We start from the raw sequence: 23,965 nt of genomic DNA, 5'->3' as shown, positions 1-23,965 counted from the left end.
GATGGAGGGTCAGCGTAAAAAGCAGGCTCGAATTGATAAAGTATTAGGCAACCTTGGTATTGGCTCAAGATCAGAAATCAAAAAAATGGCGAAGCAAGGTCGAATTACGCTTAATGGTAAAGTCGTTAAGGATAGCGGGACGCAATGCGACCCGGAATGTGATCATATTCAAGTGGATGGTAGTGATATTGTATATCGTGAGTTTATATATTTAATGTTGCACAAGCCAGCAGGTGTAATTTCAGCGACGGAGGATAAGTTTGATAAGACCGTTTTAGACTTAATATCTCCACAGGACCAAGTGTTTTCTCCTTTCCCAGTAGGACGCTTAGATAAGGATACAGAGGGCTTATTATTGTTAACCAATGATGGACAACTTGCACATGACTTGTTATCTCCACGAAAGCATGTGCCTAAAATATATGAGGCAAAGGTTGTAGGTGCTTTGCATCCTGAGCATATTGAATTATTTAAGCTTGGCGTGACCCTAGATGATGGATATGTTACAATGCCTGCGGTTTTAACGATTTTAGAGCAGGGGGATGAGAACCAGCCTAGTCTAATTTCCTTAACGATCTCTGAGGGGAAATTTCACCAAGTAAAACGAATGTTTCAAGCGATTGGCTGTGAGGTTGTATATTTAAAGCGATTGGCTATGGGGAGCTTGAAGCTAGATGAGACATTGCCCAAAGGAAAATATAGAGAATTAACAGAAGACGAGCTTCAGCAGCTACGTGCTTCAAATCAATAAAGGGATAGGAATTGGATGGGAGGTATAAATAGAGATGAACTTTAAACTTGTAGCTATTGATGTGGATGGTACATTAATTACGGATGATCATGAATTGACAAAAGGAACGATTGAGGTCATTCAGCGGTTGTCCAATCAAGGTGTGGAAATCGTGTTATGTACGGGTAGAGCACCTAAAATGGCGATACCTCTAATGGAGGAAATAGGACTAGAGGGTTACGCCATAACACATAATGGTGCAACAACCATTGATGTGAAGTCTGGTGCAATTGTTCACGAATTTCCAATGAAAACAGAAAAGTTTTCAAAATATATTATGTATTGTCATGACAACGGTATACATTATGATATTAGTACAACAAATGAAGTATATGTAGAACAGTTAGCTGAATTAGAGGATTTTAAAAAGGAAATGTATGCGAAGTTTTTAATGCAGCCTAAGCAGCTTCCTTCATTTAACGATATAAAAGAACCGATCGTGAAAATGATGACTGCCGGCACGATTGAGCAAATGGATCAGCTAAGTAAGGACTGGTCAACATGGTCAGACGACTTCAATATTTTGCGTAGTGGTCAATTTTTTGTGGATATGATGGACAGAAATGCCTCCAAAGGAAATGCACTTAAAGCTTTAGCGGATTCTAGAGGGATTCCAGCAGAGCAGGTCATGGCGATCGGGAATTACTATAATGATATTGCCATGCTTACCTTTGCAGGTTTAGGTGTAGCCGTAGATAATGCTCCAGTTGAGGTGAAGGCAGCTGCAAAAGTGATTACGGCGACGAACAATGATGAGGGTGTTAAGCTAGCATTAGAGAAGTACTGCATGAGTTAAAATAGCATTAATGCCACTTCAATAATTATTATTATTTCAATTATTTTAATGAATTGATGGCAATGACAATAGCAATTAAATAGCGCTACTTATGTTCCGTTTATGGGACATAATTGTAGCGTTATTTTGTTTTTAACCTAATAGGGATATAAGTTTGCATTTGTGCCCAGCCTAAAGCGGTTATGACCTCTGGCGGCGTGATAATATGTCCCATTGCATAGTGATTTGGACGAATATCAAGCTCTAACGACTCTAACAAGTCAATGTACTGTAATGCTTCGTTGTACAGCCTTCCATTTTCTCCCTCGTCTCCATCCTTATAGGAGTACGTTAAATAATAACCACCCTCAAAATCAATAATATCGTTACCCCCATGGTCCATATCCTCGGTAAGTGCCCATATCCAAACTAATCCTTGTTGCTGTTCATCAAAATATAAAAAGTCTCTAGGTAAAAAGGAATCTCTAGCACTTGGTTTAATAGATGAAAAATAATCATTAAACTTACCTAAAATACCCGAAGGAGAAAAGTCGAAGTTACTGTCAACAGAAGAGGTAGCTGCTTTAAAAGCGGGCAATGAAACAATCCTGAATTCCAATGTATAACCTCCTTGAAAAACCAATATTTAGTATTTCACAAAAAGCTTATCATATTATGAATTAATGTTAAAGTTATAATTTAGTCAACAAAAAAAGAGCAAGTAGCTAACGCTACAACTGCTCTTTTTGTTTATAAACTATACGTCAAATTATACAAATGCACGAGAAACGATAACGAGTAAAATGAACAACACTAAAATCACGCCAGTGGAAGTGAAGCCGCCGCCAAAAATTTCACCCATGGTTAAATCCTCCCTTATGATTCGAAAATGTTGTTCCCGCTGACTAATCGGGATACCCTATTGTATGTGAGAGAGAATATTTGGTATGGTCAAATATCCCAAGAGCCATCAAAAATAGGCGAAGATAATTTGGGAGAGCTACTGAGAGCATGCTGGGGGCAGTTAGGCCTGCTGTTGCCGTAACCCTTTAGGTAAATGATTTTTAAGCTGTCCTTGACTTGCTTTTCCCCAGCCAAGAGGAAAGGCGTCATCCTCAGAGAATGCAATTGCAACAATACACCAGCCAGTAAGCTTGTCATCAACTGCAATGGTTTCACCATGAAGATATGAGGTCACTTGGCTTGCTCCAAGCACAAGGCAATGAGCTTCGCTTGCCTCACATACCTTCACTGCCATTGCTAGGGCGTGAGCAGGGATGAAGCGGTTTTTACGATATTCACCAAGCTGTAAGCCAGCTCTTGGCAGTTTAAGCTTGTTTAATTGCTTACTTGTTAGACTAAGGTCATTTGTCGTGGGTAAAAAATATAGATGTTCTCCAAAAAGAATAGGTCTACCTTGTGGTAAATGGAAGTGAGGAATTACTTCCTTGGCCCAAGCTGTATAAGCGTCCCATACTGTGGAGAGCTCTTTATTTTGTTTTTCCTTGGTTTTCAGTTGGGACGTCGCTTCATCCTCTTCAGGCTGTCCATTTTGCAGCAATGCGACATAGTGGCCCTCTCCTTGCTCCAGATGTGGCCACACTCTATGCTCCTTAATTAGCATCATATTAGGATAATGATCTAAAATTTGCCGAATCATCTCTTCATTTTCTTGCCTATTAAAAGTACATGTTGAATAAGCCAACATACCACCTCGTTTAAGCATTGAGATAGCATCTTGGATGATCCCCCATTGCCTTGCTGCACATTGCTGAACAGACTCAGGACTCCATTCCTTAATCGCCCCTTCATCCTTACGGAACATACCTTCACCAGAGCAGGGTGCATCAAGCATAATCCGATCAAACGTTGCTGGAAAGCGTGTTGCAAGCTCACTTGGGGCAGCACAGGTTACAATTGTATTTACAATTCCCATACGCTCTATATTTTCCGATAATATTTTTGCTCTTGAAGGGTGGATTTCATTACTAATTAAAACTCCACTTCCTTGCATTTTTGCTGCGATTTGTGTGGATTTACCGCCCGGTGCAGCTGCTAGATCTAGAATCGTTTCTCCTGGTTGAGGGTCAAGTAACTCAGCGGCTGTCATTGCTGAAGGCTCTTGAATATAATATAGTCCAGCGGCATGATAGGGGTGCTTACCTGGTCGTTGGTTGTAGTCATAATAATAACCATCCTCACACCATGGAATTTGCTTCAAATTCCAAGCTTGCTGGAGGAAGGAATGTTCTACAAGTTGGCTATTCATTTTTAAGCGGTTAAACCGCAGTCCATATGTTCTTGGCTCATCATAGCACTTTAAAAATTGTGCGAGTTGCTGATCCCCAAGCATCTGTCTCATTTGTGCTATAAATGCTGTTGGCAACATACCACGAATTGCTCCTCTCATCATAATTTTCCTTTAGCAGTGTATCATATTTTTTTCGATTTAAAAATTAGCTTTTTGAGTAGCACTTAGAGAACATGGATGTTGTCAGTCAGGTATGGCATAATGAAAATAGAAAGTCATTCACGTAAGAAGTTAAAGGAGAACGCTTATGAAATTGTTACAGGCGTTATTTTTCCCTCCAGAGCAGCCGGGAGGGGTATCATCTATGATCCCTTATTTACAGGATCGTTTTGGTCCACCACATTGGGAAATGGAGCTATTTTCTCTTCCTAAGCGAATACGCAACAAAGGCAATCATGATGTGAAATTTGAGACGTTTGATTGGCATGACTATGATTGCCCAATTGTAAAAAAGTATATTCAGACCTATAGAGATTATTATTGGTGGACGAAGCTGAGATTACACCATACTTATGATATTATTCATGCACATCATCCGATTGTTGGTCTTGTAATGAAAGAAATATATCCAGATACACCTGTCATCATTAGCATACATTCTAGTTATGAGCAGGAACTTATTTTAAATGGTAACATTAAGGAAAATGGACTGGAGCATCAGTTCCTAACTTTGATCTATAAAGAGCTAGAGCATCGTTGTGATGCGATTTATACAGCTTCTCATTCGTTTAAGCAATATTTAACTCCTTATGTTAAAAATGGAGATCAGATTGGTGTTATTCCTAATGGCTTTGATGAAAAAAGATTTAAGCCCATCCCACATGAAAATGAGGTCGCTCAGCTCGTAACAGTATGTAGACTTGTACCAGCTAAAGGCTTAGACACACTGCTCAAAGCTTGTGCGGAGTTAAAGAAAAAGGGATTGCCCTATGTGCTTCATATTATTGGTGATGGACCCATTCGCAAAGATTTAGAAGAAATGGCTCAGCAATTAGGTATTTATGATGAGACTATTTTTTATGGATACACACTGCATCCTGAAGAATTTGTTCCTTTTTTTGATATTTTTGTGTTGCCATCACGTGCCGAAGCCTTTGGTTCAGTGTTTGCCGAAGCCGCCCTATGCTGTCTAGCCTTAGTTGGTACAGAAGTGGGAGGTATTGCAGAGCAAATTAGTAATGGTGTAAATGGTTTATTGACCCCTGATGAGGATTATGAAGCCTTATCGACTGCATTAGAGTCATTAATTATTGATCCAGCATACCGATATGAATTAGCACGTAATGGTGCAGATCAAGCTAGAAATCAATACTCGCTTAATCGTGTTGTTCATTTGTTAAAGGAAATGTATTTAAAGTGGAAGTTGTAGTCAATCAAAAATTGTATATAATCTTATAAAGCTTTTGGAATTGCAGGGATTTTATTTGATTTATAAGCGATAAGTAAAACGGTCCACAAAGCGCTAAATAACCCGAAAATCGGATATAGCAAAGAGAGCAGTGAGCTAAATCCAAATTGGCTTGTGATATAACAAATCATTAAAATACAAATGGAAATTATTTTAGCGGAAACAGGGATGTATTGCTTGAGCTGTAAGGTTACACCGTAAATATCTGCAACAAACGTACTGAAAATTTCCATAAAGATAAGGATCACATAGATTAATTGAACGGCATGGCCAAGTTGTCTGGCAATATGGCCCATTGGTATTTCAAATTGCATGATGCCTGGCATTTGAGAGGACAATGCAAAATGTGCGGCAAGCAGCATAAAGCCGATGCCTAACCCACCTAAAATGCCACCCCATATAATAACCTTTCTATTCTCAATCATTCCTCCCATCGGTACGAGTACAGCTTGGGACATAGAGAGGTTAAATGAGGTGTAGAGAAGAGGCGCAGCCCAAATCGATAACATACTAAAATCACTTTCAAGTGTTATAAAGTTAGCGGATTGGGGAGAATAAATAGTGTTGATTATAATCACAAGCGAGATCGTTAGCATAAGTGGGACAACAACCGAATTTAATTGAATAATTCCTTTCATTCCACGGTGTAGCAAAAAAAATGTACTAATAATGGTGATCCATAAGCCTGTCTGATAATACAAGCCTAGATGTTCAGAAAAAACAGAGCCGGCACCTGCTAACATGACGCTGTTTACACCAATTAAGATGATGAGAGTAAAGAAGCTTAGGATTCTGCCGATGTGCACACCAAACAGTTGGCAATTCAAATCCTCATAGGATACTGCTTTTATTTTTTGTGCAAGTAGCATCATTTTTGTTCCAAGCCATATGAATAATATACTAGCTAACAAAATCGTGAACGTACCCCATTTTCCATATTGGGTGAAAAACTGCAAAACTTCTCTTCCCGTTGCAAATCCTGCGCCAACAACTGTACCAATATAAGTAAATGCAATTTGGACAACTTTTTGTGCATTTTTCATAGTTTTCCTCCCTAAAGATGTGCTATATATAGTAAAGGGTATGTTGGACGAGAATGGGACATGACTTAAACTTGTCCCAATTAAAATATATTTCGTAACCTTAACAAGAAATAAAACGTTTATATTTCATACTAGATGTCAGCTTATGCTCCATTATTATATTTATTAACTTTTGGCATTGGCATAGCTGAATTCAGCTTGAGAGCTTTTCCGGAAAGGTGGAATAAATGAATGGGTGTAATTATGTCCTATGTCGCACAATACGGCTATTTCGCCATGTTTGGTTTGCTTTCGTTAGGATTTTTGGGAGTTCCCATTCCCGATGAAACATTAGTAATGGCATTTGGCGGATTTACAGCAAAGGGACATTTTAGTTTTTGGCTTGCTTATTTAGTTACTGTATTAGGCAGCTTATGTGGGATGATGCTAAGCTATACGTTAGGTAAACTAATCGGAAAACCACTGTTACATAAGTATGGTAAGTGGATATGGATTACGCCAAGTCGCTTGGAAAAAACAGAACATTGGTTTGCCAAATATGGCAATTGGAGTGTGTTATTTGGCTACTTTATTCCTGGTATTCGTCAGGTTACCTCTTATTTATCAGGTGTATATCAGCTTAGCTTGCGTGTATACATAACCTATGCCACGTTAGGCTCGATTTTATGGTGTGGTACATTTATGTTTATTGGACGAGCCGTTGGACATCGTTGGCATAAGATTGTTCCGTATTTTTATGGACACAGGCGTTTATTTTATTTCTTATCCATTCTTTTTGTAGTGCTTATCGTTGCAGGTGTTGTATATTGGAAAAAGAGAAAACAAAGCTTAGCTGCTAAAAGTGCAATTTCATAAAATCAGGGAGGATCTAATATGGACAAGTTAAAAGAGAAAATTTTAGCGCATGGGGTTGTGGTTTCAGATCAAGTATTAAAATTAGATGCCCTATTAAATCATCAGGTTGATCCTCAGCTTACAATGGAGATGGGGAGGGAGTTTGCTTCTCGTTTTCGTGATACAGGGGTCACAAGAGTGGTAACTGTAGAATCATCGGGTATTCCAGTAGCTTTTGCCACAGCACTAGAATTAGGCGTACCACTTGTATTTGCTCGTCGCAAAAAAACACTATTGGCAGAGTCTAATATGCTGTGTGAACGCGTACCTTCCTTTACAAAGGGGATCGTGACAGATATTTTAATTTCGCGCGACTATATTTCAGAAGATGATAAAGTATTATTTATTGATGATATTATTGCAAATGGGGATGCAGCCCAAGGACTCATTAAAATTATTGAACGTTCAGGTGCGGAGCTAGTTGGTGCAGGGATTGTCGTTGAGAAGCAGTTCCAGTCAGGTGCAGGGCAGCTTCGTGAGCAAGGAATCAGATTGGAGACTTTAGTAGCGATTGCCTCACTTGAGGGTGGAAAAGTAACCTTTGGTTAAGTGAATGTGAAATTAAAATCAAATATTTAACTCTTTGCAGGCCATCTATTTTTCGTTATAATTAGGATGACTAGGAGGGAGGCATATTGATGGATAATAATAGTGTTGTAGGTAATCATGAATATTTCATAACGAAGTTGCTTGATGCAAAAATAACTTTTGAGCGTGCGCTTGATTGTAAACATACCGAATTTGATGATCTTTATCCCTATATGCTGGAGCATCCTCAGTTTTTCTGGTATAAGCGCTATGTGGCTTGGTCTCAGCTATTAACGATTGCACAAATGTGTGATGATTTATCTATTTCGTGGAGAGAGCAATTTAGCTCTCAGCAAGTCGGTTATATAGAAGAGCGTGTGATGTCTGCAAAGGTGCTTGATTTTTGGTTTGAGAAAAATGATAGTAAAGAACATGCTCAACGTTAATACATGTCATAGAGAACTCCGCTTGAGCTTATGGCGGGGTTCTTTTTTAATACGAGGAGGAACAAGCCATGATTTCTGATGAGCAGTTAAATGAATACCGTTTGTCGGGGGAGAAGGTAAGAGTGATGCGTGATTCACTACCTAGCAACGACGTGCGGGGGATTGTGGTAGCTTGGAATGAGGAGCAGGTTGTCATTCGTAGACCAAATAAAAATGTGATTAAGCTGGATCGCAACTACATCATTCAGCCAGCAAAATTACCACGGGAATTTCCTTTAACCTAATAAAGTTATGCTAAGATGGATAAAAGACCTATAAACCTATTTGAGTTAGGTTATAGGTCTTTCGTTTATACTGCAGAACCTGCAGCCCGAGCTTGCTCCTCTAGCTTTTGCGCATTTAATGCGATTTGACTGAAATCATCGATCGCTACATGTACCTGTTGCTGGCTAAGTTCGATATCTTTTTCGATTTGCGAAATGCCATGTGAAATTTTTTCAATTTCATGTGTAATAGCATCGGTACTTGTTTTAACCTCTGTAATTGAGTTTTGCACCATACCAGATAGCTTTTTCACCTCTTGAGCTACGACATCAAATCCTCTGCCATACTCCCCAGCATGTGCAGCTTCGATTGCAGCATTAAGTGCTAACAAGTGAGTTTGTTCAGCAATTTCCCGGATTGTCCCTACAATACTATGAATCATTTTAGCTTCCTCTTGAAGCGTATGTAGCGTCTCCATATTGGTGCTAGATACTTCAGACATTTTGTTAATGTTTTCTAATAACTCCCGATTGCGATTGACACCAGTGTCTGAGCGCTTACTTAATTCATCTGCCATCTCCTGTAGCTGGGTGACTACACTCGTAATATTGTTTTGACGAGCTGTTATATCTGTTGCGATTTTTGATACACCAAGAATGTGCTCATGATTGGCATCAAATACAGGCATATAGGTTGCTTCTAGCCAGATCGATTCCCCTGTAGCACTTACTCTTTCAATTTTATCTTGAAAGCTTTGCCCCGATAATAAACTCTCCCAAAACTTTTCATATTCAGAACTGTTTACAAATTTAGGGAAACATAAATCCTTGTGCTTGAGTGCATATAATTGTTCTTTCTCATAACCCAGAGTTTGCGCAAAAATATCATTCACATAAACAATTTTGCGATCAAGATCAAAACGAATTAAGGCTAAATTACTTTCCATTGCAGCAATAACTAGTTCATCTGTAACTACATCCATTACAATTCCTCCCATGTTTCTCTAGGCTGTCAGCGAACATCGATTTCTTTTTCAAATATGTGGAGTAAATGTGTGGCATTGATCAAGGATCGATATGGGTTGCATGCCTTTTATCTATTATACCTTGATATTCAATAGGAGATAGCACATTATTTATACAATTTTAGGGCAATTAGTCCTATAAAATTAGCTTGCGAATTACATCATGGGTTCAATATGAACTTGAACAAAAAAGATTTCATGTTTTTCTTTTAACTTATCTTCAATAATATCGGCGATTTCATGACCTTCAATGACGTTTAGCTCCCCAGATACAAAAATAGTGATGTCTAGATGAGTCTGGCTGCCATTACTTCTTCCTTTAATTTCTTTAATTTTTAACACACCTTGTACTTGCGAGATGGTCTGTTTAATATCCGCTAATTGTTTCTTATCAAAACCGTCGGTTAATTGATGTAAGGAGTCGCGTAAGATGTCCCAAGCTGTTTTGCAAATAATAAGACCTACGATAAATGCCGTAACAATATCTAGCCAAGGCATAGCTAGCTGTGCACCTAAAATTCCGATTGCTGCACCAATACTAACTAAGGCATCTGAGAAATTATCTTTAGCTGCGGCCATAAGCGCTTTACTACCAGTTTTAAGTGCTAACCGTTTATTATAATAATACACGCCGCCCATAACAACAGCACAAAATAAAGCCACCAATGCGACCCATGCTTCAGGGGTTTCATGCTTACCTGAAAGTAATATCTTACCTGCATTTAATAAAACCTCAATCCCCACCACTGCCATAATAAGTGAAGCGATAAATGCGGCTACAGTTTCTGCACGGAAATGGCCATAGGCATGATCTGCATCAGGGGGTTTACGGGATATTTTCAAACCAATTAATACAGCAATGGAGGCGATAATATCTGTTGCATTATTTAAACCGTCTGCCTGAAGGGCGTTGGACATAAATAAAATACCGATCGTTAATTTGAAGGCAGATAACGCAATATAAGCAAAAATACTGACCCATGCGCCACGTTCTCCCTCTTTCAACTTCTCATAAGCTTCGTTCACTTTCATTCTCCTCCATACCTTGCGTTCAAATGATATGGTTTATCGTACCAAATGAATTTAATGTGGGTCTAGAGAAACGTTGTGAGTCTAGAGAAATGTTGTGAGTCATAGTAAATATTCTAATCATGATAAAACATTGTTGCACATAGGAAAGATTTCGAATCAGTTTGCTTTGAATCTACTAAAAAGGGTAAACTATGTAAAGAATTAAATTGGAGCGATGATTGTGAAGCAAATGAAACAAAACAAACAACTAAATCAATTGAGTGATATGAATAATATGAAAAAATATACGCAAGTAAAGTCACTATTATTAGTTCTGCTTCTACTGTTGTGTGGTGGGTTTATACTAAACTTTTTGATGCAGCTATTTTCCTTTAAGCTGGAGTTTGGAGCTACATGGGAGTGGGTATATAAGCATATCGGGTTATATCTATGTGGAAGCTTATTCTTCTTATGCTTGTTGCTAGCGTTTGCGGCGATTATACCTAATATATATATTAGTACAGTAGTGGTGTCTTTCATCGTTTTGATCATAGGTTTTGCAAATTATAAGAAGCAGACCACGACAGGTGAACCTTTGTATCCGTGGGACTTCATGCAGCTTAAAAATGCGAAGGAAATGACAACCATAACGCAAGGGATGATTTCACCCATCGCCATTGGCGGGACAGTCGTATTGCTGGGGATTATTGGTTATGCCATCTATAAGTTGCCGACAATACGCATTCGTATATGGTTACGTGCAGTGACACTTGTGATAGCTACATCGCTATTGGGTAGCTTTATTTGGGTTGTAAGCGCACGTCCAGAAGCAATTGCCTCACTCAAATATAACAATATATTTTGGAATCAGAAGGTGAATTACAGTCAAAATGGTTTTTTGTTCGCCTTTACAGGCAATCTCAAGCACAATCTCATGGAGAAGCCAACTGGATACAGTAAGGAAACAATTGAAGCCATTGCAAAAAAATATAGTGAGTTACCAGCGTCACAAAGCTCTAACTCTCTACCTATGGAGGCTAACATTGTCTACATTATGAATGAGGCTTTTTTTGATCCAACTAGGCTAGAGAGCTTGGAATTTAGTGAAGATCCGCTAAAATTTATTCACGATGCTTACCCTAATAAGCGTACAGGTTATTTGCTTTCCCCTGAATTTGGTGGAAATACAGCTAATGTTGAGTTCGAGGCTTTGACGGGGCTGTCGATGAATTTTTTAAATGGTGGGTCGATCCCATATCAGCAGCGTTTAGTTAAAATGAATGCTTTTCCTTCAATAGTAAGTATATTAAAGGAGAGAGGGTACGATGCATTAGCGATTCATCCCTTTGACAAAACCTTTTATCAACGAAATAAGGTTTATCCAATGTTAGGTTTTGATGAATTTATAAGTGAAACTGAAATGAAAAATAATGATCGAATCACACCTAATGGTTATATTTCCGATATGGCAGCGATGAAGGAGGTATTACAGGAGCTTCACTCTGCTAGTAAACCAACCTTTATCCATTTAGTTACGATGCAAAATCACTTTCCTTTTACGAAAGGTTTAAATGGGGACAACTCAATTACGGTAAAAGGGATGGATTCGAAGTTTAAGGATGAAATCGAGACATATGTGCATAGCGCCGCATTGACGGATGAGGCGATGTCTTATTTAGCGAAGGAACTACAGAAAATAGAGCGCCCAACGCTGGTTGTCTTTTGGGGAGATCATTTGCCTGCCTTATCTAATGACATCTATGTGCAAGCGGGTTGGGAAAATAAAGTCAGAATGAAGCACGAAACGACCTTAATGTATATTGCTAATTTTGATATTGGTGAAGAAGAGATCGGTACGCTTAGTCCAGCTTTTCTTGGGCCTAAAGTGTTTAATTTGGCTCAGCAGCCTCTTCCAACCTTCTACAAGCTATTAGATAAGGTGAACTCGGAAATAAGTGGTCTTAGCAACAATGTTATGATTAGTTCCAATGGAGGGGAAATTACCCAGATTACGGATGGTCAAGAAGAACTATTGCAGGACTACAAAATGATACAATATGATATTCTTGAAGGCGAAAATTACGCGGCTGAGCTGTTATTTAAATAATATTTTGTAATAGAAAGGAAGCGTAGCAGTGAATAGTTTTTATCAGGTTGGTTCTGCGATTGCAGGCAGTCAGTTTGTGCTGGAGGAATTACAGAAAACACACGCATTTATAAATAAGCATAGATTACCCGTCCCTATTGAAGAAAACGATTTACACAAGCAAATGATTGGGCTAGAGCGTTATGCAGGAAGTAACCATTTTGAAAAAGCTTTAGTTAAGTATAAGGGAATAAATCAATTATTGTTGACGCTAAGTGTCGTGGTGCTTCTTGTTGTGTTTGGTATAGCTGGAGTGGAATATATGTCACCAGAGCTAGGGGTATGGAAACAGATAATGGATTTTATGTTTAAACATTTTACGTTATCTATGATGATTGTAGGTGGTATATTTGCCATTGTCATTGTATTAGCTGTTGTTCGGGCGATTTATGCTAAAAATATATATGGTAAGGCATTAAATAAAGCTTGGGCATCCATTTATAATTATGTGGAGCGGTCTTAATAGTCTTGATAGAAACTTTAACTACATTGTTGACATACAGCTTAAACCTTTATTTAAATGTGAATTAAATATGAATTAACCTTCTGATCTTGGGACAGGATTGTCCTCTCGTTGGAAGGTTTTTTGTTGTTAGTTAGAAGATAGAGTTGGGACAAGGTTGACACAGTTTAAAGCAACATGTACAATTGTTAAATCGTAATAATTACTATTAAGAAAATCTAATCAGAGAATCCTTTACAGAAACGGAGATGGCTAAGCTATGGAGCAGCAGGCAGTTAAAAAAATCCCGATTACCGTGTTAAGTGGTTATTTAGGATCTGGGAAAACAACATTATTAAATCATATTTTACAAAATCGTGAGGGCCTGAAGGTAGCTGTCATTGTAAATGATATGAGCGAGGTGAATGTGGATGCGAACCTTGTTAAATCGGGCAATACCTTGTCTAGAACAGAGGAGAAGCTAGTTGAGATGTCTAACGGCTGCATCTGCTGTACACTTCGGGATGACTTGCTGCGAGAGGTTCAGAAGCTTGCTAACGAGGGGAGATTTGATTATATTCTCATCGAGTCCTCAGGCATTAGTGAACCCGTACCTGTCGCACAGACGTTTACGTATGCTAACCCTGATTTAGATATAGATTTAACCGCATTAGCTCAGCTTGATACGATGGTCACTGTCGTAGATGCACATCGTTTCTGGAAAGACTTTGCATCGGGAGAAAGCTTGTTGGATCGAAATGAAGCTGTGAGTGAGAGCGATCATCGAGATATTGTAGATCTACTGATTGATCAGATTGAAACGTGTGATGTATTAATTTTAAATAAATGTGATTTGGTAGAGGAGCATGAGCTGCTGAAATTAGAAGGGATCATTTCCAAGCTACAGCCTACAGCAAAGCTCATTCGAGCAACAAATGGTGCCGTTGACCCCAATGAAATTCTAAATACAGGCAGATTCGATTTTGATAAAACTAGTACCTCTTCAGGGTGGATTGCAGAGTTAAGCAAGGAGGAGCATACGCCAGAGACAGAGGAATATGGGATTGGCTCATTTGTCTATCGTCAGCGTAGACCTTTTCATCCTACAAGGTTATATCAGTATTTAAATGATTTACCAGCACAAATTGTACGGGCAAAAGGTTTGATGTGGATTGCAGCGCGTGGAGACATGGCAGCTACCTTTAGTCAAGCTGGACCATCAATTCAATTTGGACCTGCGGGATATTGGGTCGCAGCTATGCCAATGGAGCAGCAACAAGCTTTATTAGCAAGTGAACCAGAGCTTGCCGCACGTTGGGACGAGACCTGTGGTGATCGGCTTACAGAGGTTGTCATCATTGGAATTGAGATGGATCGATCGCAAATTGTGAAGGCGCTTGATGATTGTTTACTTACGGATGAGGAGATGCAGCAGGATTGGAATGAATTTCATAATCCATTACCTTGGTTAGGCGAGGAGTATTTTGCTAGTCAGACATAAAAAAATATGAAGGGAGAAAGAATAATGGCTAAAAAATCAAAGGTTGTAAAGGAATTAAAGCGTCAAGCCTTAGTTACAAAGTATTCAGAAAAACGTAGACAGCTTAAGGAACAAGGAGATTATGAAGCATTACGGAAGCTTCCTCGTGACTCTTCTCCAACTCGATTGCACAACCGTTGCGCTGTAAGTGGTAGACCAAGAGGGTATATTAGCAAGTATAAGATATCTCGTATTGTCTTCCGTGAAATGGCACATCAAGGACAAATTCCTGGCGTTAAAAAAGCAAGCTGGTAAATAATTGCTAGTTACCTACTAGTAATCAGTAATAAAAAACAGTATAATGAGCAATAAGTTTTAGTTTGTTGCCTAGAGTTCCGCAAGGGGATGTTCATGACAACGGAATTTTCCTTGGTCTGGTTCAAGAGGGAACACATAACTAATAGGTTATGACACGGAGGGATAAAAGCCCGGGAGGATAAGCTGATAAGACACAGCTTGCCTTTCGGGTTTTTATCTTTTTTAGCGTTAATGGCGTGTTTAGACTTATTAAGGCGTGTTAAGTATTATAAGTGACTAAAGCATCTTAAAAAGTTTTTGAGGTATCTATATTAGAGAAAAAGGAGAGAGAAATTTGAACAAGACATGGGCATCTGTTGTGATAGCGGCTTTGTTTGAGGTAGGCTGGGTGATCGGCCTAAAGCATGCTACGAGTGTAGTCGAATGGATGGGGACTGCGATTGCGATTGTAGTTAGTTTTTATTTATTAATTGCTTCATCTAAGGTATTACCTGTAGGGACAGTATACGCTGTTTTTGTTGGCTTAGGGACAGCAGGCACAGTCATTGCGGACATTATATTGTTTAATGCCCCCATTCAACCGATAAAGTTAGGTCTTATCGCTGTATTGTTAGTTGGAGTTATTGGTCTAAAGCTAGTAAGTAAGCCTTCAACAGAGGAGGTTGATGTAAAGTGAGTTTTGTATATGTGGTGATCGCAGGATTATTTGAAATGTTAGGTGTTTTGAGCATGAACAAGGTAAACAAGGATCGAAGCTGGAGGTCATACCTCCTTTTAATAGGTGCATTTAGCTTGAGCTTTTTATTTTTATCCTTTGCTATGAAATCAATGCCCATGGGAACGGCGTATGCAATCTGGACAGGGATTGGTGCGGCTGGGGGAACGATTTTAGGGATGGTATTTTATGGTGAGCCAAAAAATGTATTAAGAATTGTATGTATTGCCATGATATTAGGGGCTGCAATTGGTTTAAAGCTAGTCGAATAAAGTTGGATTAATTTAATTTTTAACAAACTAAATAATTTTAAATAACTTTATAAAAGTAACTTGATTAATAAAAATAAGTGTGTTAGTATAAGTTCATGGAAAACGAAACACAACCATTTGAGGAGGAAAATACCATGTCTAAATTAAATATCGGAATTATTTTAGGAAGCACTCGTGAAGGAAGATTAAGCCCACAGGTTGGGGAATGGGTTAAAAAAATTGCGGATGAGCGTAATGATGCTAACTATGAAATCGTGGATATTGCAGAATATAAATTGCCATTACTTGGTGAAGCAGATGCTACTGAGCAAGCTACAAAATGGAATGAAAAGCTGAATACTTTAGACGGATTTGTATTTATCGTTCAAGAATATAACCATAGTATTTCCGCTTCTTTAAAAAATGCATTAGACTATGCGCGTGAAGCTTGGAATAATAAATCCGCAGGGATTGTAAGTTATGGTTCTGTAGGTGGCGCACGTGCGGCTGAACATTTACGTGGTATTTTAGGTGAATTGTCTGTTGCGGATGTTCGTGTTCACCCTGCATTATCTCTATTCACTGATTTTGATAGCAATGGTAAATTTACACCTGCTGATCTTCACCTAACGAACTTGAATGGAATGTTAGATCAAGTGTTGGCTTGGGGCGGCGCTCTAAAAACGTTGCGTTAATACTTAAAAAAAGTTCATAGTATTGAGATATTACCCTCTTTATGGGATGTGGTTCTAGGCCTATGGCTTAGTAAGAGCCCCCGTAAAGGGGGTTTTAATTTTACACTTTACATACCCCTAGGGGGTATAATATAATGGATGAAGAAGGAATGGGGAATACTGTTATATTATTCACTAATTTATACCCCCTAGGGGTATTTTTAAAACTAATATTAGAAAAGGGGTCTAGCGATGAGTACGCCAAAAGCTGAGGCTTGTGAGCAAACCACCCTCCAAATTACAGGGATGACTTGTGCAGCATGTGCAACTCGAATTGAAAAGGGGTTAAAAAAAATAGATGGTGTTACAGATGCAAATGTAAATTTAGCACTAGAAAAAGCAACGGTTACTTTTGATCCTAAGCTAACCAATGTATCAGAGATGGAAGGGAAAGTTGTTCAGCTTGGGTACGATACAGTGAAGGAAGCCGTTGAGTTGCAAATTACAGGGATGACTTGTGCAGCATGTGCAACGAGAATCGAAAAGGGATTAAATAAATTGTCAGGTGTCACAGGCGCAAATGTGAATTTGGCACTTGAGACAGCTCATGTTGAGTATAACCCTGCCATGGTTGATGTCCGAGATATCCAAAACAAAGTAACGCAGCTTGGTTATAAGGCAGAGCCTAAGGAAGAGGTGATGGATGCTGGACAACGTAGACAAAAGGAAATTACAAAGCAAAAACGTAAGTTTTTCATTTCTGCTATTTTAGCTTTGCCATTATTATGGTCAATGGTATCTCATTTTTCGTTTATGTCTTGGATTTGGTTGCCTGATTTATTTATGAATCCTTGGTTCCAGCTTGCGCTTGCCACTCCTGTGCAATTTTATATTGGTGGTCATTTTTATGTAGGGGCTTATAAAGCATTAGTGAATAAAAGCGCAAATATGGATGTGCTGATTGCACTTGGAACGTCTGCCGCTTATTTTTATAGTCTCTATTTAACAGTAGAATGGGCAAGCAATGGGGCAGGGCATCATGGCCCAGATATGTATTATGAAACAAGTGCTGTATTAATCACATTAGTATTATTAGGGAAATTGTTTGAAATGCTAGCAAAAGGACGTACCTCTGAGGCGATTAAGACGTTGATGGGGCTTCAAGCGAAAACAGCACTTGTTGTTAGGGATGGAGTAGAGCAAAGTGTTCCGATTGAGGAAGTAGTTGTTGGGGACATTGTTATAGTAAGGCCAGGGGACAAAATTGCTGTAGATGGTGAAATCATAGAAGGTCGCACTTCTGTAGATGAGTCCATGCTGACAGGAGAAAGTCTACCTGTTGAAAAGCAAACAGGGGATACCGTCATTGGAGCTACGCTCAATAAAAATGGAGTCATCCGTATCGCAGCAACTAAAGTGGGTAAAGATACTGCACTTGCGCAAATTATTAAGGTGGTAGAGGAAGCACAAGGCTCAAAAGCACCAATTCAGCGTATTGCTGATGTGATCTCTGGTATTTTTGTGCCAATCGTTGTTGGAATTGCTATTGTTGCATTTTTAATTTGGTATTTCTTTGTTTCACCTGGTGAGTTTGCCCAAGCGCTTGAAATTGGGATCGCAGTGTTAGTTATCGCTTGTCCTTGTGCGTTAGGCTTAGCGACGCCAACCTCCATCATGGCAGGTTCTGGGCGTGCGGCTGAGTTTGGAATCCTCTTTAAGGGAGGAGAGCATTTGGAAACCACGCATCTAATAAATACCGTTGTGCTTGATAAAACAGGCACAGTGACCAAAGGAAAACCTGAGTTAACAGATATTATTGTTCAAGGTATCGATGAGCAGTCGTTTTTAAGCATAGTTGGCACCGCTGAAAAAAACTCAGAGCATCCATTAGCTGAAGCGATTGTCTCTGGCATTATAAATAAAGGGATTGAGTTAGGTAATACCGATGAATTTGAAGCGATTCCGGGCTTTGGTATTTCAGCGGTTGTAAATGGGCAAAAGGTGCTTGCCGGCACACGTAAGCTGATGACAAAATATAATATTTCCTTTGAAGATGCTTTGCCACAGATGGAGCAGCTTGAGGAATCAGGAAAAACTGCAATGCTAATTGCCATTGACGATAAGTATGCAGGCTTAGTGGCTGTTGCGGATACGATTAAGGAAACATCGAAGGAAGCGGTTGAACGCCTGAAGAAAATGGGAATCGAAGTTGTTATGATTACAGGAGATAACGGACGCACAGCTGCTGCAATTGCAAAGGAAGCGGGGATCGACCATGTGTTAGCAGAAGTGTTGCCTGAAGGGAAAGCAGAAGAGGTGAAGAAGCTGCAAGCACAAGGCAAAAAGGTAGCAATGGTTGGAGATGGAATTAACGATGCACCTGCTCTTGCTATTGCAGATATCGGAATGGCCGTAGGCACAGGTACTGATGTAGCGATGGAAACGGCGGATGTTACCTTAATGCGTGGCGATCTAAACAGCATTCCGGATGCGATTTATATGAGTCGTAAAACGATGAAAAATATTAATCAAAACTTCTTTTGGGCGCTTGGTTATAACAGCATTGGTATTCCTGTAGCGGCCTTAGGCTTGCTAGCACCATGGGTGGCTGGCGCGGCAATGGCACTTAGCTCCGTCTCTGTTGTGCTAAATGCATTACGATTGCAAAGAATTAAACTAGGTAAGAATGGAGCATCTAAGCTTTAAACCGAAATTTTAAACCTCTTTTTTATTTAAATCTACGATACGTGTTCTTGTGTCAGATTTAGATATAAAAAGAGGTTTTCCTTTAAAATCAAACCATAGGCAATTGGAATTGAGATTCCACAGTTTTGAAGTGATAGTTATCGTTGATTTTTAAAAAAATGTTTGCTAGCATGACTAATATATAGCTTTGGAGGTGAGTTCGTCATGAACCATATGCGAATTAACTACTCGGTGCAGTTGATTTAATCTGATAGCAGATTGCACACGAGAGGATTGATATTTGTTATCAGTAAATCCCATCAATTTCATAATTTCATGATTTTTTTTAATTTGATTAATTTGAGATTGATTCAACTGCACCGATTTCTATTGTGAGCTAAATGGCTTATTACTGCACTACTGCAGGTTTGTAGCTGCAGAGGCAGACATAGAAAAGGAGTAGTTTAAATATGAACGAAGTAAAATTAATGCAATTATTGGAATTAAAGCAAAAATGGAAGCAAGCAGAGGCCCAAGCCTTCAGTGGTTGGGATTTCTCATATATTGCAGGACAAATGATAAGCGATCCCTTACCATGGGATTACAGAGATATTGTAACTCAATATTTAAAGTCAGATTATGAGCTATTGGATATGGGGACTGGTGGTGGTGAATTTTTGCTAACACTTGATCATCCTTATCATTTAACTAGTGTGACAGAGGCTTATCCGCCTAATATAGAAATTTGCAAAAATAAACTTGTTCCACTAGGAATTACTGTGCAAGCGATAACGGATGACCACGATTTAGGATTTACGGATGAATGCTTTGATATGATCATTAATCGTCATGAGGCGTTTGATCCTAAAGAATTGTATCGCCTCTTACGTCCAAATGGGTATTTCATTACGCAACAGGTTGGTGGGCTAAATAATGAGGATTTGTCTCGTAAAGTTGGGATCATCACTCCAGAAGGTGACTCTGAACATAATTATTCAGAGCATCATCTAGAAAACAATCTAGACTTACTTCGTAAGGCTGGGTTTAAAGTGTTAGTTTCTAAGGAATGTTATCCGAAGGTTACTTTTACAAGTGTTGAAGCTTTTGTTTATTTTGCAAAAATTATTGAGTGGGAGTTTCCTCGTTTTTCAGTGGAGTCCTGTTTCAAGCAATTATGTGAGCTACAAAATGAGCTTGAAGAAACCGGTTGTATTCTTGGAACGGAACATCGATTCATGATTGTGGCACAGAAGGGAATCTAAATAAAGAGCCAATATAATAGTACAAAAGGATGTTAAAATAAGTAGAAAGCCTATAGCCCCGACTTCTCAAGTCAGGCTGTAGGCTTGTTTTATGTAAGCTTGTTTTATGTAAGCTTGATATGGTAGCTGTAGTGACAATGTCCATCATAAATATTCTGATTCTCAGTTCAATATTCTTCATAAGAACAGTACAATCAGGGAGGTACAAAAGAAAGTCCATCTATGGGTGGACTTGTGAGATATTTCCCTCCATAGGTGGACTTCTATTGTTGGTGCTCTGAACTTAGCCATTCCAATTTGTTATTTGGACACTAGGCTTACAGTTCCGTTATTTTGGTTCCAGTCCACCGTTAGTCCCAGACCCTCCGAGATGAATCGAACAGGCACCAGTGTACGGTTGTTCTGGATAACACTCGCTGTATCCATTTGTAGCTTTTCACCATTTACGGTTGCTGTATTGCTTCCAATCTGGAGTACAAAGGTCTGCTCGCCCAGAACAGCTGTCACTGTTTTCGCTGTTTTATCCCACTTCACGTCTGCGCCCAGTGCCTCCAAGATTGCGTTCACAGGAACCATTATACGACCATCTTGTAGCAGGGGATTCTGATCCGGGAATGTAATGTTTTTGCCATCCAGTGAGACAGTGATGGTTTGTTCTGTAGCTCCAGCAGAACTGTCTGAGCTTCCCTCATTGTCAGATGTAGCGGGCAAAGGTGTCACTTCACGGCCCAGCTGTTCCTGCAGATTAGCAAGGCGGTTAAGGGCAAAGGTTGTTAATGAACCCGATGCCATGGAGCCCATATTCATTCCCCCGCCGCCGAAGTTACCTCCCGGACGAGTTGGCATATTATCGTTGCTGGAAGCTGCACCAGACGTATTATCCCCCGTAGTTGTCCCTGATTGAGCTGGAGGAGTCATCCCATCCGGCGGAGTGCTGCCTTCGAAGCCCTCTGGCGGTGTCATGCCTTCCATACCTCCCGGTGGAGTCATACCCCCGAAACCTTCTGGTGGTGTTCCCATTCCGCCTGCTGCACCTGTGGTTGTAGAATAAGCAATGTTGGATTCAAATTGCTCCACTGTGTAAAACTTGGTCGGGTCTGCTTCAATATATGGATGAATCTCATCTGCTAGGCTTGTAATGCGATCCTGAATACCTTCCATATAGTCGGTCAACTTATTGACATAAGCCAGATATTTCGCTTTGTATTCCGGCACAGCAAGTAAATTATTAATCATTGGGACCTGATCCATACTGATGCCCAGCACAGGCTCGTCTACCGATACATTTGTTGCATTAATATTCACTGCTGTAGTTGTTGTGCTGGTTACAGCAGATCCTGTAGTCGTAGAAGCTGCGGCTTGATTACGGCCCCTGCCTCCACCACCGGAATAACCGTTAAAGGACATATTGAAATCCCAAGGTACAACGGTAAATTTACCGTTGGCATCGCTGTACAGCATGTAGTTGTGCCCTTTATCTCCGTTGTAGCTGTCGTAATTGCCCAATACAACGTTACCAGCAATATATTGTAGAGCTGAATCAACATCCAGCACGCTTTCAATGTCTCCTTTTTCACCTGTTGGCATATCGTTTAAGGTTTTAATGAATTTTTTGAGTTTGGTCTTATCCTTGTCCGTTCCCAGGTCCTTGGTGATCGTGCTGTAATCGCTGCCTTCTTCGTATTGAAGATAACTTTTTTCATCTGTGTCATAGAGGACGCCATCTTTATAGCTCTCACCGTAATTGCGCTCAAGATAACTGTCGTCTATTGCTTCCACCCCTGTGTAGAAACCAACCAGTTCCCCGTTGACATACAAATTGACGTAATTGGTCATAGGCACATCCATGCCAATACTGCGTAGCGCTTCATAATGGAGCACCTCTCGCATATAAGATGGATCGGAATAATTGTTATTCAGTACCATCTTGTCCAGCCCAAGCAGTGTTTGTGTTTTATCATATTTATCGAATTTTAGCCTGAAGCTGTAGCGGTCAGAATCCTTCATAGAAGCAACCGATCGGAGTGTCATGTTTCCTTTGGTGGAGAAACCAACATTGCTGAGCTTGTTGCCATCCACTTCAACACTCACATTTTTGTAATCCTTATCCATCGGGCTTTCTAGCATGCTCTTCCAATCTGCTTCGTCAATCGTAATTTTCACATCAATCACGTTATCTGTCTGAAAGAGCGACTTATAAGCCTGTGTGACACCTGTGCTTTTTGCTGTTGTAGATATCTCTGCGGCCCATGCCACATTCGGGCTCATAACTAGCCCATAAGAAGAGCCTACCAACGTTACGGACAATGCCGTGACTGCAACTTTTCGTAATAAATGATTCAAATGGTGAATCCTCCTTTTGGTTTTCTAGTAAGCACTGTGGCTTGTAAAACCATGATAGAGGATAAACCTTTAGTGAATCTTAAATTAAATCCCACTTCAAATGTTCTATGTAGATGCTGGTTCTCCGCTTTTTCAACAAGCCTCCTTTTTATATGAAAAATTTTTACGCAACTTAAGTTATACTACTTATATAAAGTTATGAAATGCGGTGGGTTATTTGAAGATAGAGCGTCTGTTGTCGATCATTATTACTTTGCTTAATCGGAAACGTGTACAGGCGAAGGAGTTAGCAGATTCATATGGGGTATCCATTCGTACAATTTATCGGGATATTGATACGATCAGCTTGGCAGGTATTCCTATTGTAACGTATCAGGGTACAGGTGGCGGAATCGGTTTAATTGAAGGATACCATTTAGAGCAAGGCTTGTTGTCAGAGGAAGAGATGAAGGATATTGTCATTGGTTTACAAAGTATATCTACAGTATTGGATGAGAATCGGACAAGCCAGTTGCTTCAGAGATTCCGTCGCCTAAATCGTAATGGGGAACAGGCTTCCTTTGTTATAGATTATTCCGGGTGGAAGGAAGATACGAAGGAAAGTGATGCCCGAAATTTTATAAAGTCTGTAATGGATAACTCCTACATGTTGTCATTTCAATATTGTAATGTAGATGGGGTTAAAAGTGAACGTGTAGTTGAGCCACATACGTTGGTGCTAAAGGGTCAACGCTGGTATTTGTATGCTTATTGCAGTGATCGTCAAGCTTTCCGTTTATTTAAACTATCTAGAATGGAACAGATAAGTAAAATAGAGCAGCATTTTGAACCAAGGGATATTTCAAAAGAGGTGCTTCCGTGGAAGCCTGAGTTTATTCAGCCCAAAGAATCTGTTCCTCCGATATTACTTCAATTTAACAAACGTGCTAAACATATAGCGGAGGAATGGTTCGGACATGAAGCATTGCAGCTACAGAGTGATACAGGGACATATCTTGTCCATGTTCCTTATCATGAAAATGACTGGTTGTATCGTTTTATTTTAGGCTTAGGTGCGGACGTCGTTGTGGTGGAGCCACTCCATTTAAGATATAAAATTCGAGAGTTGGCATTAGAAATTGCAGGTCATTATTTATAAAGAAGATTAAATTAGTT

General features: G+C 39.6%; 24 protein-coding genes and 1 riboswitch. Of the genes, 17 read left to right on the top strand and 7 right to left on the bottom strand.

What is annotated here, in order from left to right:
• Position 1: 1 nt before the first annotated feature.
• Positions 2-751, top strand: a complete 750-nt coding sequence (locus J2Z32_RS12550) for a pseudouridine synthase (protein ID WP_210089596.1) — start codon at positions 2-4, stop codon at positions 749-751.
• Between the two features lie 34 nt (positions 752-785).
• Entirely contained in the window at positions 786-1,586 is an 801-nt protein-coding gene (locus J2Z32_RS12545) for a Cof-type HAD-IIB family hydrolase (RefSeq protein ID WP_210089514.1), read from the top strand.
• Between the two features lie 121 nt (positions 1,587-1,707).
• Here J2Z32_RS12545 and J2Z32_RS12540 read toward each other — a convergent pair whose 3' ends face one another.
• The 3 genes from J2Z32_RS12540 to J2Z32_RS12530 all read right to left on the bottom strand — a co-directional run bounded on the left by J2Z32_RS12540 (position 1,708) and on the right by J2Z32_RS12530 (position 3,975).
• Positions 1,708-2,184, bottom strand: coding sequence for a hypothetical protein (locus J2Z32_RS12540; RefSeq protein ID WP_210089513.1), 477 nt, complete (start codon positions 2,182-2,184; stop codon positions 1,708-1,710).
• Between the two features lie 150 nt (positions 2,185-2,334).
• Complete coding sequence (locus J2Z32_RS12535; RefSeq protein WP_210089512.1) at positions 2,335-2,427, bottom strand: YjcZ family sporulation protein; 93 nt, start codon at positions 2,425-2,427, stop codon at positions 2,335-2,337.
• Positions 2,428-2,589: 162 nt separating this feature from the next.
• The gene (locus J2Z32_RS12530) at positions 2,590-3,975 is read right to left on the bottom strand and encodes an RsmF rRNA methyltransferase first C-terminal domain-containing protein (protein WP_210089511.1); all 1,386 of its coding nucleotides are present in this window, start codon (positions 3,973-3,975) and stop codon (positions 2,590-2,592) included.
• 148 nt (positions 3,976-4,123) lie between these two features.
• Here J2Z32_RS12530 and J2Z32_RS12525 point away from each other — a divergent pair, with 148 nt between their 5' ends.
• Complete coding sequence (locus J2Z32_RS12525; RefSeq protein ID WP_210089510.1) at positions 4,124-5,245, top strand: glycosyltransferase family 4 protein; 1,122 nt, start codon at positions 4,124-4,126, stop codon at positions 5,243-5,245.
• A gap of 23 nt (positions 5,246-5,268) precedes the next feature.
• Here J2Z32_RS12525 and J2Z32_RS12520 read toward each other — a convergent pair whose 3' ends face one another.
• Positions 5,269-6,327 (bottom strand): YkvI family membrane protein, encoded by a 1,059-nt coding sequence (locus J2Z32_RS12520; protein ID WP_210089509.1) that lies wholly within the window; start codon positions 6,325-6,327, stop codon positions 5,269-5,271.
• A 231-nt stretch (positions 6,328-6,558) separates the two neighbouring features.
• Here J2Z32_RS12520 and J2Z32_RS12515 point away from each other — a divergent pair, with 231 nt between their 5' ends.
• The 4 genes from J2Z32_RS12515 to J2Z32_RS12500 all read left to right on the top strand — a co-directional run bounded on the left by J2Z32_RS12515 (position 6,559) and on the right by J2Z32_RS12500 (position 8,479).
• On the top strand, positions 6,559-7,182 hold the full coding sequence (locus J2Z32_RS12515) for a DedA family protein (RefSeq protein ID WP_210089508.1): 624 nt from the start codon (positions 6,559-6,561) through the stop codon (positions 7,180-7,182).
• Positions 7,183-7,200: 18 nt separating this feature from the next.
• Positions 7,201-7,770, top strand: coding sequence for a xanthine phosphoribosyltransferase (locus tag J2Z32_RS12510; protein WP_210089507.1), 570 nt, complete (start codon positions 7,201-7,203; stop codon positions 7,768-7,770).
• An 89-nt stretch (positions 7,771-7,859) separates the two neighbouring features.
• Entirely contained in the window at positions 7,860-8,195 is a 336-nt protein-coding gene (locus tag J2Z32_RS12505; protein WP_210089506.1) for a hypothetical protein, read from the top strand.
• Between the two features lie 68 nt (positions 8,196-8,263).
• Positions 8,264-8,479, top strand: coding sequence for a hypothetical protein (locus J2Z32_RS12500; protein WP_210089505.1), 216 nt, complete (start codon positions 8,264-8,266; stop codon positions 8,477-8,479).
• Between the two features lie 65 nt (positions 8,480-8,544).
• Here J2Z32_RS12500 and J2Z32_RS12495 read toward each other — a convergent pair whose 3' ends face one another.
• Both J2Z32_RS12495 and J2Z32_RS12490 read right to left on the bottom strand, forming a co-directional pair.
• On the bottom strand, positions 8,545-9,441 hold the full coding sequence (locus J2Z32_RS12495; protein ID WP_245251427.1) for a methyl-accepting chemotaxis protein: 897 nt from the start codon (positions 9,439-9,441) through the stop codon (positions 8,545-8,547).
• Between the two features lie 198 nt (positions 9,442-9,639).
• Positions 9,640-10,509: a cation diffusion facilitator family transporter gene (locus J2Z32_RS12490; protein WP_342453957.1), complete on the bottom strand. Its 870-nt coding sequence runs from the start codon at positions 10,507-10,509 to the stop codon at positions 9,640-9,642.
• Between the two features lie 235 nt (positions 10,510-10,744).
• Between J2Z32_RS12490 and J2Z32_RS12485 the strand changes: the two genes are divergently transcribed.
• From J2Z32_RS12485 to J2Z32_RS12445, 9 genes are all read left to right on the top strand, one after another.
• Positions 10,745-12,601, top strand: coding sequence for an LTA synthase family protein (locus J2Z32_RS12485; protein WP_245251433.1), 1,857 nt, complete (start codon positions 10,745-10,747; stop codon positions 12,599-12,601).
• Between the two features lie 28 nt (positions 12,602-12,629).
• Entirely contained in the window at positions 12,630-13,103 is a 474-nt protein-coding gene (locus J2Z32_RS12480; protein WP_210089501.1) for a DUF6097 family protein, read from the top strand.
• 259 nt (positions 13,104-13,362) lie between these two features.
• A complete protein-coding gene (locus J2Z32_RS12475) occupies positions 13,363-14,583 on the top strand; it encodes a GTP-binding protein (RefSeq protein ID WP_210089500.1) in 1,221 nt (406 codons plus the stop codon).
• Between the two features lie 24 nt (positions 14,584-14,607).
• Positions 14,608-14,877 carry a 30S ribosomal protein S14 gene (gene rpsN / locus J2Z32_RS12470; protein WP_210089499.1) on the top strand — a complete coding sequence of 90 codons (270 nt, stop codon included), beginning with the start codon at positions 14,608-14,610 and terminating at the stop codon, positions 14,875-14,877.
• A 61-nt stretch (positions 14,878-14,938) separates the two neighbouring features.
• Positions 14,939-15,059, top strand: a riboswitch (guanidine-I (ykkC/yxkD leader).
• Positions 15,060-15,214: 155 nt separating this feature from the next.
• Positions 15,215-15,556 carry a DMT family transporter gene (locus J2Z32_RS12465; protein WP_210089498.1) on the top strand — a complete coding sequence of 114 codons (342 nt, stop codon included), beginning with the start codon at positions 15,215-15,217 and terminating at the stop codon, positions 15,554-15,556.
• Entirely contained in the window at positions 15,553-15,867 is a 315-nt protein-coding gene (locus J2Z32_RS12460; protein WP_210089497.1) for a DMT family transporter, read from the top strand. The genes J2Z32_RS12465 and J2Z32_RS12460 overlap by 4 nt, the downstream gene beginning before the upstream one ends.
• Positions 15,868-16,001: 134 nt before the next feature.
• Positions 16,002-16,541: an NADPH-dependent FMN reductase gene (locus J2Z32_RS12455; protein WP_210089496.1), complete on the top strand. Its 540-nt coding sequence runs from the start codon at positions 16,002-16,004 to the stop codon at positions 16,539-16,541.
• Positions 16,542-16,772: 231 nt separating this feature from the next.
• Positions 16,773-19,226: a heavy metal translocating P-type ATPase gene (locus J2Z32_RS12450; protein ID WP_210089495.1), complete on the top strand. Its 2,454-nt coding sequence runs from the start codon at positions 16,773-16,775 to the stop codon at positions 19,224-19,226.
• Between the two features lie 449 nt (positions 19,227-19,675).
• A complete protein-coding gene (locus tag J2Z32_RS12445) occupies positions 19,676-20,467 on the top strand; it encodes a class I SAM-dependent methyltransferase (protein ID WP_245251425.1) in 792 nt (263 codons plus the stop codon).
• 300 nt (positions 20,468-20,767) lie between these two features.
• Here the strand turns inward: J2Z32_RS12445 and J2Z32_RS12440 are convergent, their stop codons facing one another.
• Positions 20,768-22,810, bottom strand: a complete 2,043-nt coding sequence (locus J2Z32_RS12440; RefSeq protein WP_210089494.1) for a CotH kinase family protein — start codon at positions 22,808-22,810, stop codon at positions 20,768-20,770.
• A 217-nt stretch (positions 22,811-23,027) separates the two neighbouring features.
• Here J2Z32_RS12440 and J2Z32_RS12435 point away from each other — a divergent pair, with 217 nt between their 5' ends.
• Positions 23,028-23,948: a helix-turn-helix transcriptional regulator gene (locus J2Z32_RS12435; protein WP_210089493.1), complete on the top strand. Its 921-nt coding sequence runs from the start codon at positions 23,028-23,030 to the stop codon at positions 23,946-23,948.
• Positions 23,949-23,965 lie beyond the last annotated feature (17 nt).

Source organism: Paenibacillus turicensis (assembly GCF_017873435.1).
Lineage (GTDB): Bacteria > Bacillota > Bacilli > Paenibacillales > Paenibacillaceae > Fontibacillus > Fontibacillus turicensis.
The sequence above is the reverse complement of the archived record's forward strand: the minus strand, read 5'-3'. Positions and strand labels throughout refer to the sequence as shown.

What these genes read in the sequence shown, in the direction of transcription:
- J2Z32_RS12550 (WP_210089596.1), top strand. Translation starts at nt 2, where the DNA reads ATGGAGGGTCAGCGTAAAAAGCAGGCTCGAATTGATAAAGTATTAGGC.
- J2Z32_RS12545 (WP_210089514.1), top strand. Translation starts at nt 786, where the DNA reads ATGAACTTTAAACTTGTAGCTATTGATGTGGATGGTACATTAATTACG.
- J2Z32_RS12535 (WP_210089512.1), bottom strand. Translation starts at nt 2,427, where the DNA reads ATGGGTGAAATTTTTGGCGGCGGCTTCACTTCCACTGGCGTGATTTTA.
- J2Z32_RS12530 (WP_210089511.1), bottom strand. Translation starts at nt 3,975, where the DNA reads ATGAGAGGAGCAATTCGTGGTATGTTGCCAACAGCATTTATAGCACAA.
- J2Z32_RS12525 (WP_210089510.1), top strand. Translation starts at nt 4,124, where the DNA reads ATGAAATTGTTACAGGCGTTATTTTTCCCTCCAGAGCAGCCGGGAGGG.
- J2Z32_RS12520 (WP_210089509.1), bottom strand. Translation starts at nt 6,327, where the DNA reads ATGAAAAATGCACAAAAAGTTGTCCAAATTGCATTTACTTATATTGGT.
- J2Z32_RS12515 (WP_210089508.1), top strand. Translation starts at nt 6,559, where the DNA reads ATGGGTGTAATTATGTCCTATGTCGCACAATACGGCTATTTCGCCATG.
- J2Z32_RS12510 (WP_210089507.1), top strand. Translation starts at nt 7,201, where the DNA reads ATGGACAAGTTAAAAGAGAAAATTTTAGCGCATGGGGTTGTGGTTTCA.
- J2Z32_RS12505 (WP_210089506.1), top strand. Translation starts at nt 7,860, where the DNA reads ATGGATAATAATAGTGTTGTAGGTAATCATGAATATTTCATAACGAAG.
- J2Z32_RS12500 (WP_210089505.1), top strand. Translation starts at nt 8,264, where the DNA reads ATGATTTCTGATGAGCAGTTAAATGAATACCGTTTGTCGGGGGAGAAG.
- J2Z32_RS12495 (WP_245251427.1), bottom strand. Translation starts at nt 9,441, where the DNA reads ATGGATGTAGTTACAGATGAACTAGTTATTGCTGCAATGGAAAGTAAT.
- J2Z32_RS12485 (WP_245251433.1), top strand. Translation starts at nt 10,745, where the DNA reads ATGAAACAAAACAAACAACTAAATCAATTGAGTGATATGAATAATATG.
- J2Z32_RS12475 (WP_210089500.1), top strand. Translation starts at nt 13,363, where the DNA reads ATGGAGCAGCAGGCAGTTAAAAAAATCCCGATTACCGTGTTAAGTGGT.
- rpsN (WP_210089499.1), top strand. Translation starts at nt 14,608, where the DNA reads ATGGCTAAAAAATCAAAGGTTGTAAAGGAATTAAAGCGTCAAGCCTTA.
- J2Z32_RS12455 (WP_210089496.1), top strand. Translation starts at nt 16,002, where the DNA reads ATGTCTAAATTAAATATCGGAATTATTTTAGGAAGCACTCGTGAAGGA.
- J2Z32_RS12450 (WP_210089495.1), top strand. Translation starts at nt 16,773, where the DNA reads ATGAGTACGCCAAAAGCTGAGGCTTGTGAGCAAACCACCCTCCAAATT.
- J2Z32_RS12445 (WP_245251425.1), top strand. Translation starts at nt 19,676, where the DNA reads ATGAACGAAGTAAAATTAATGCAATTATTGGAATTAAAGCAAAAATGG.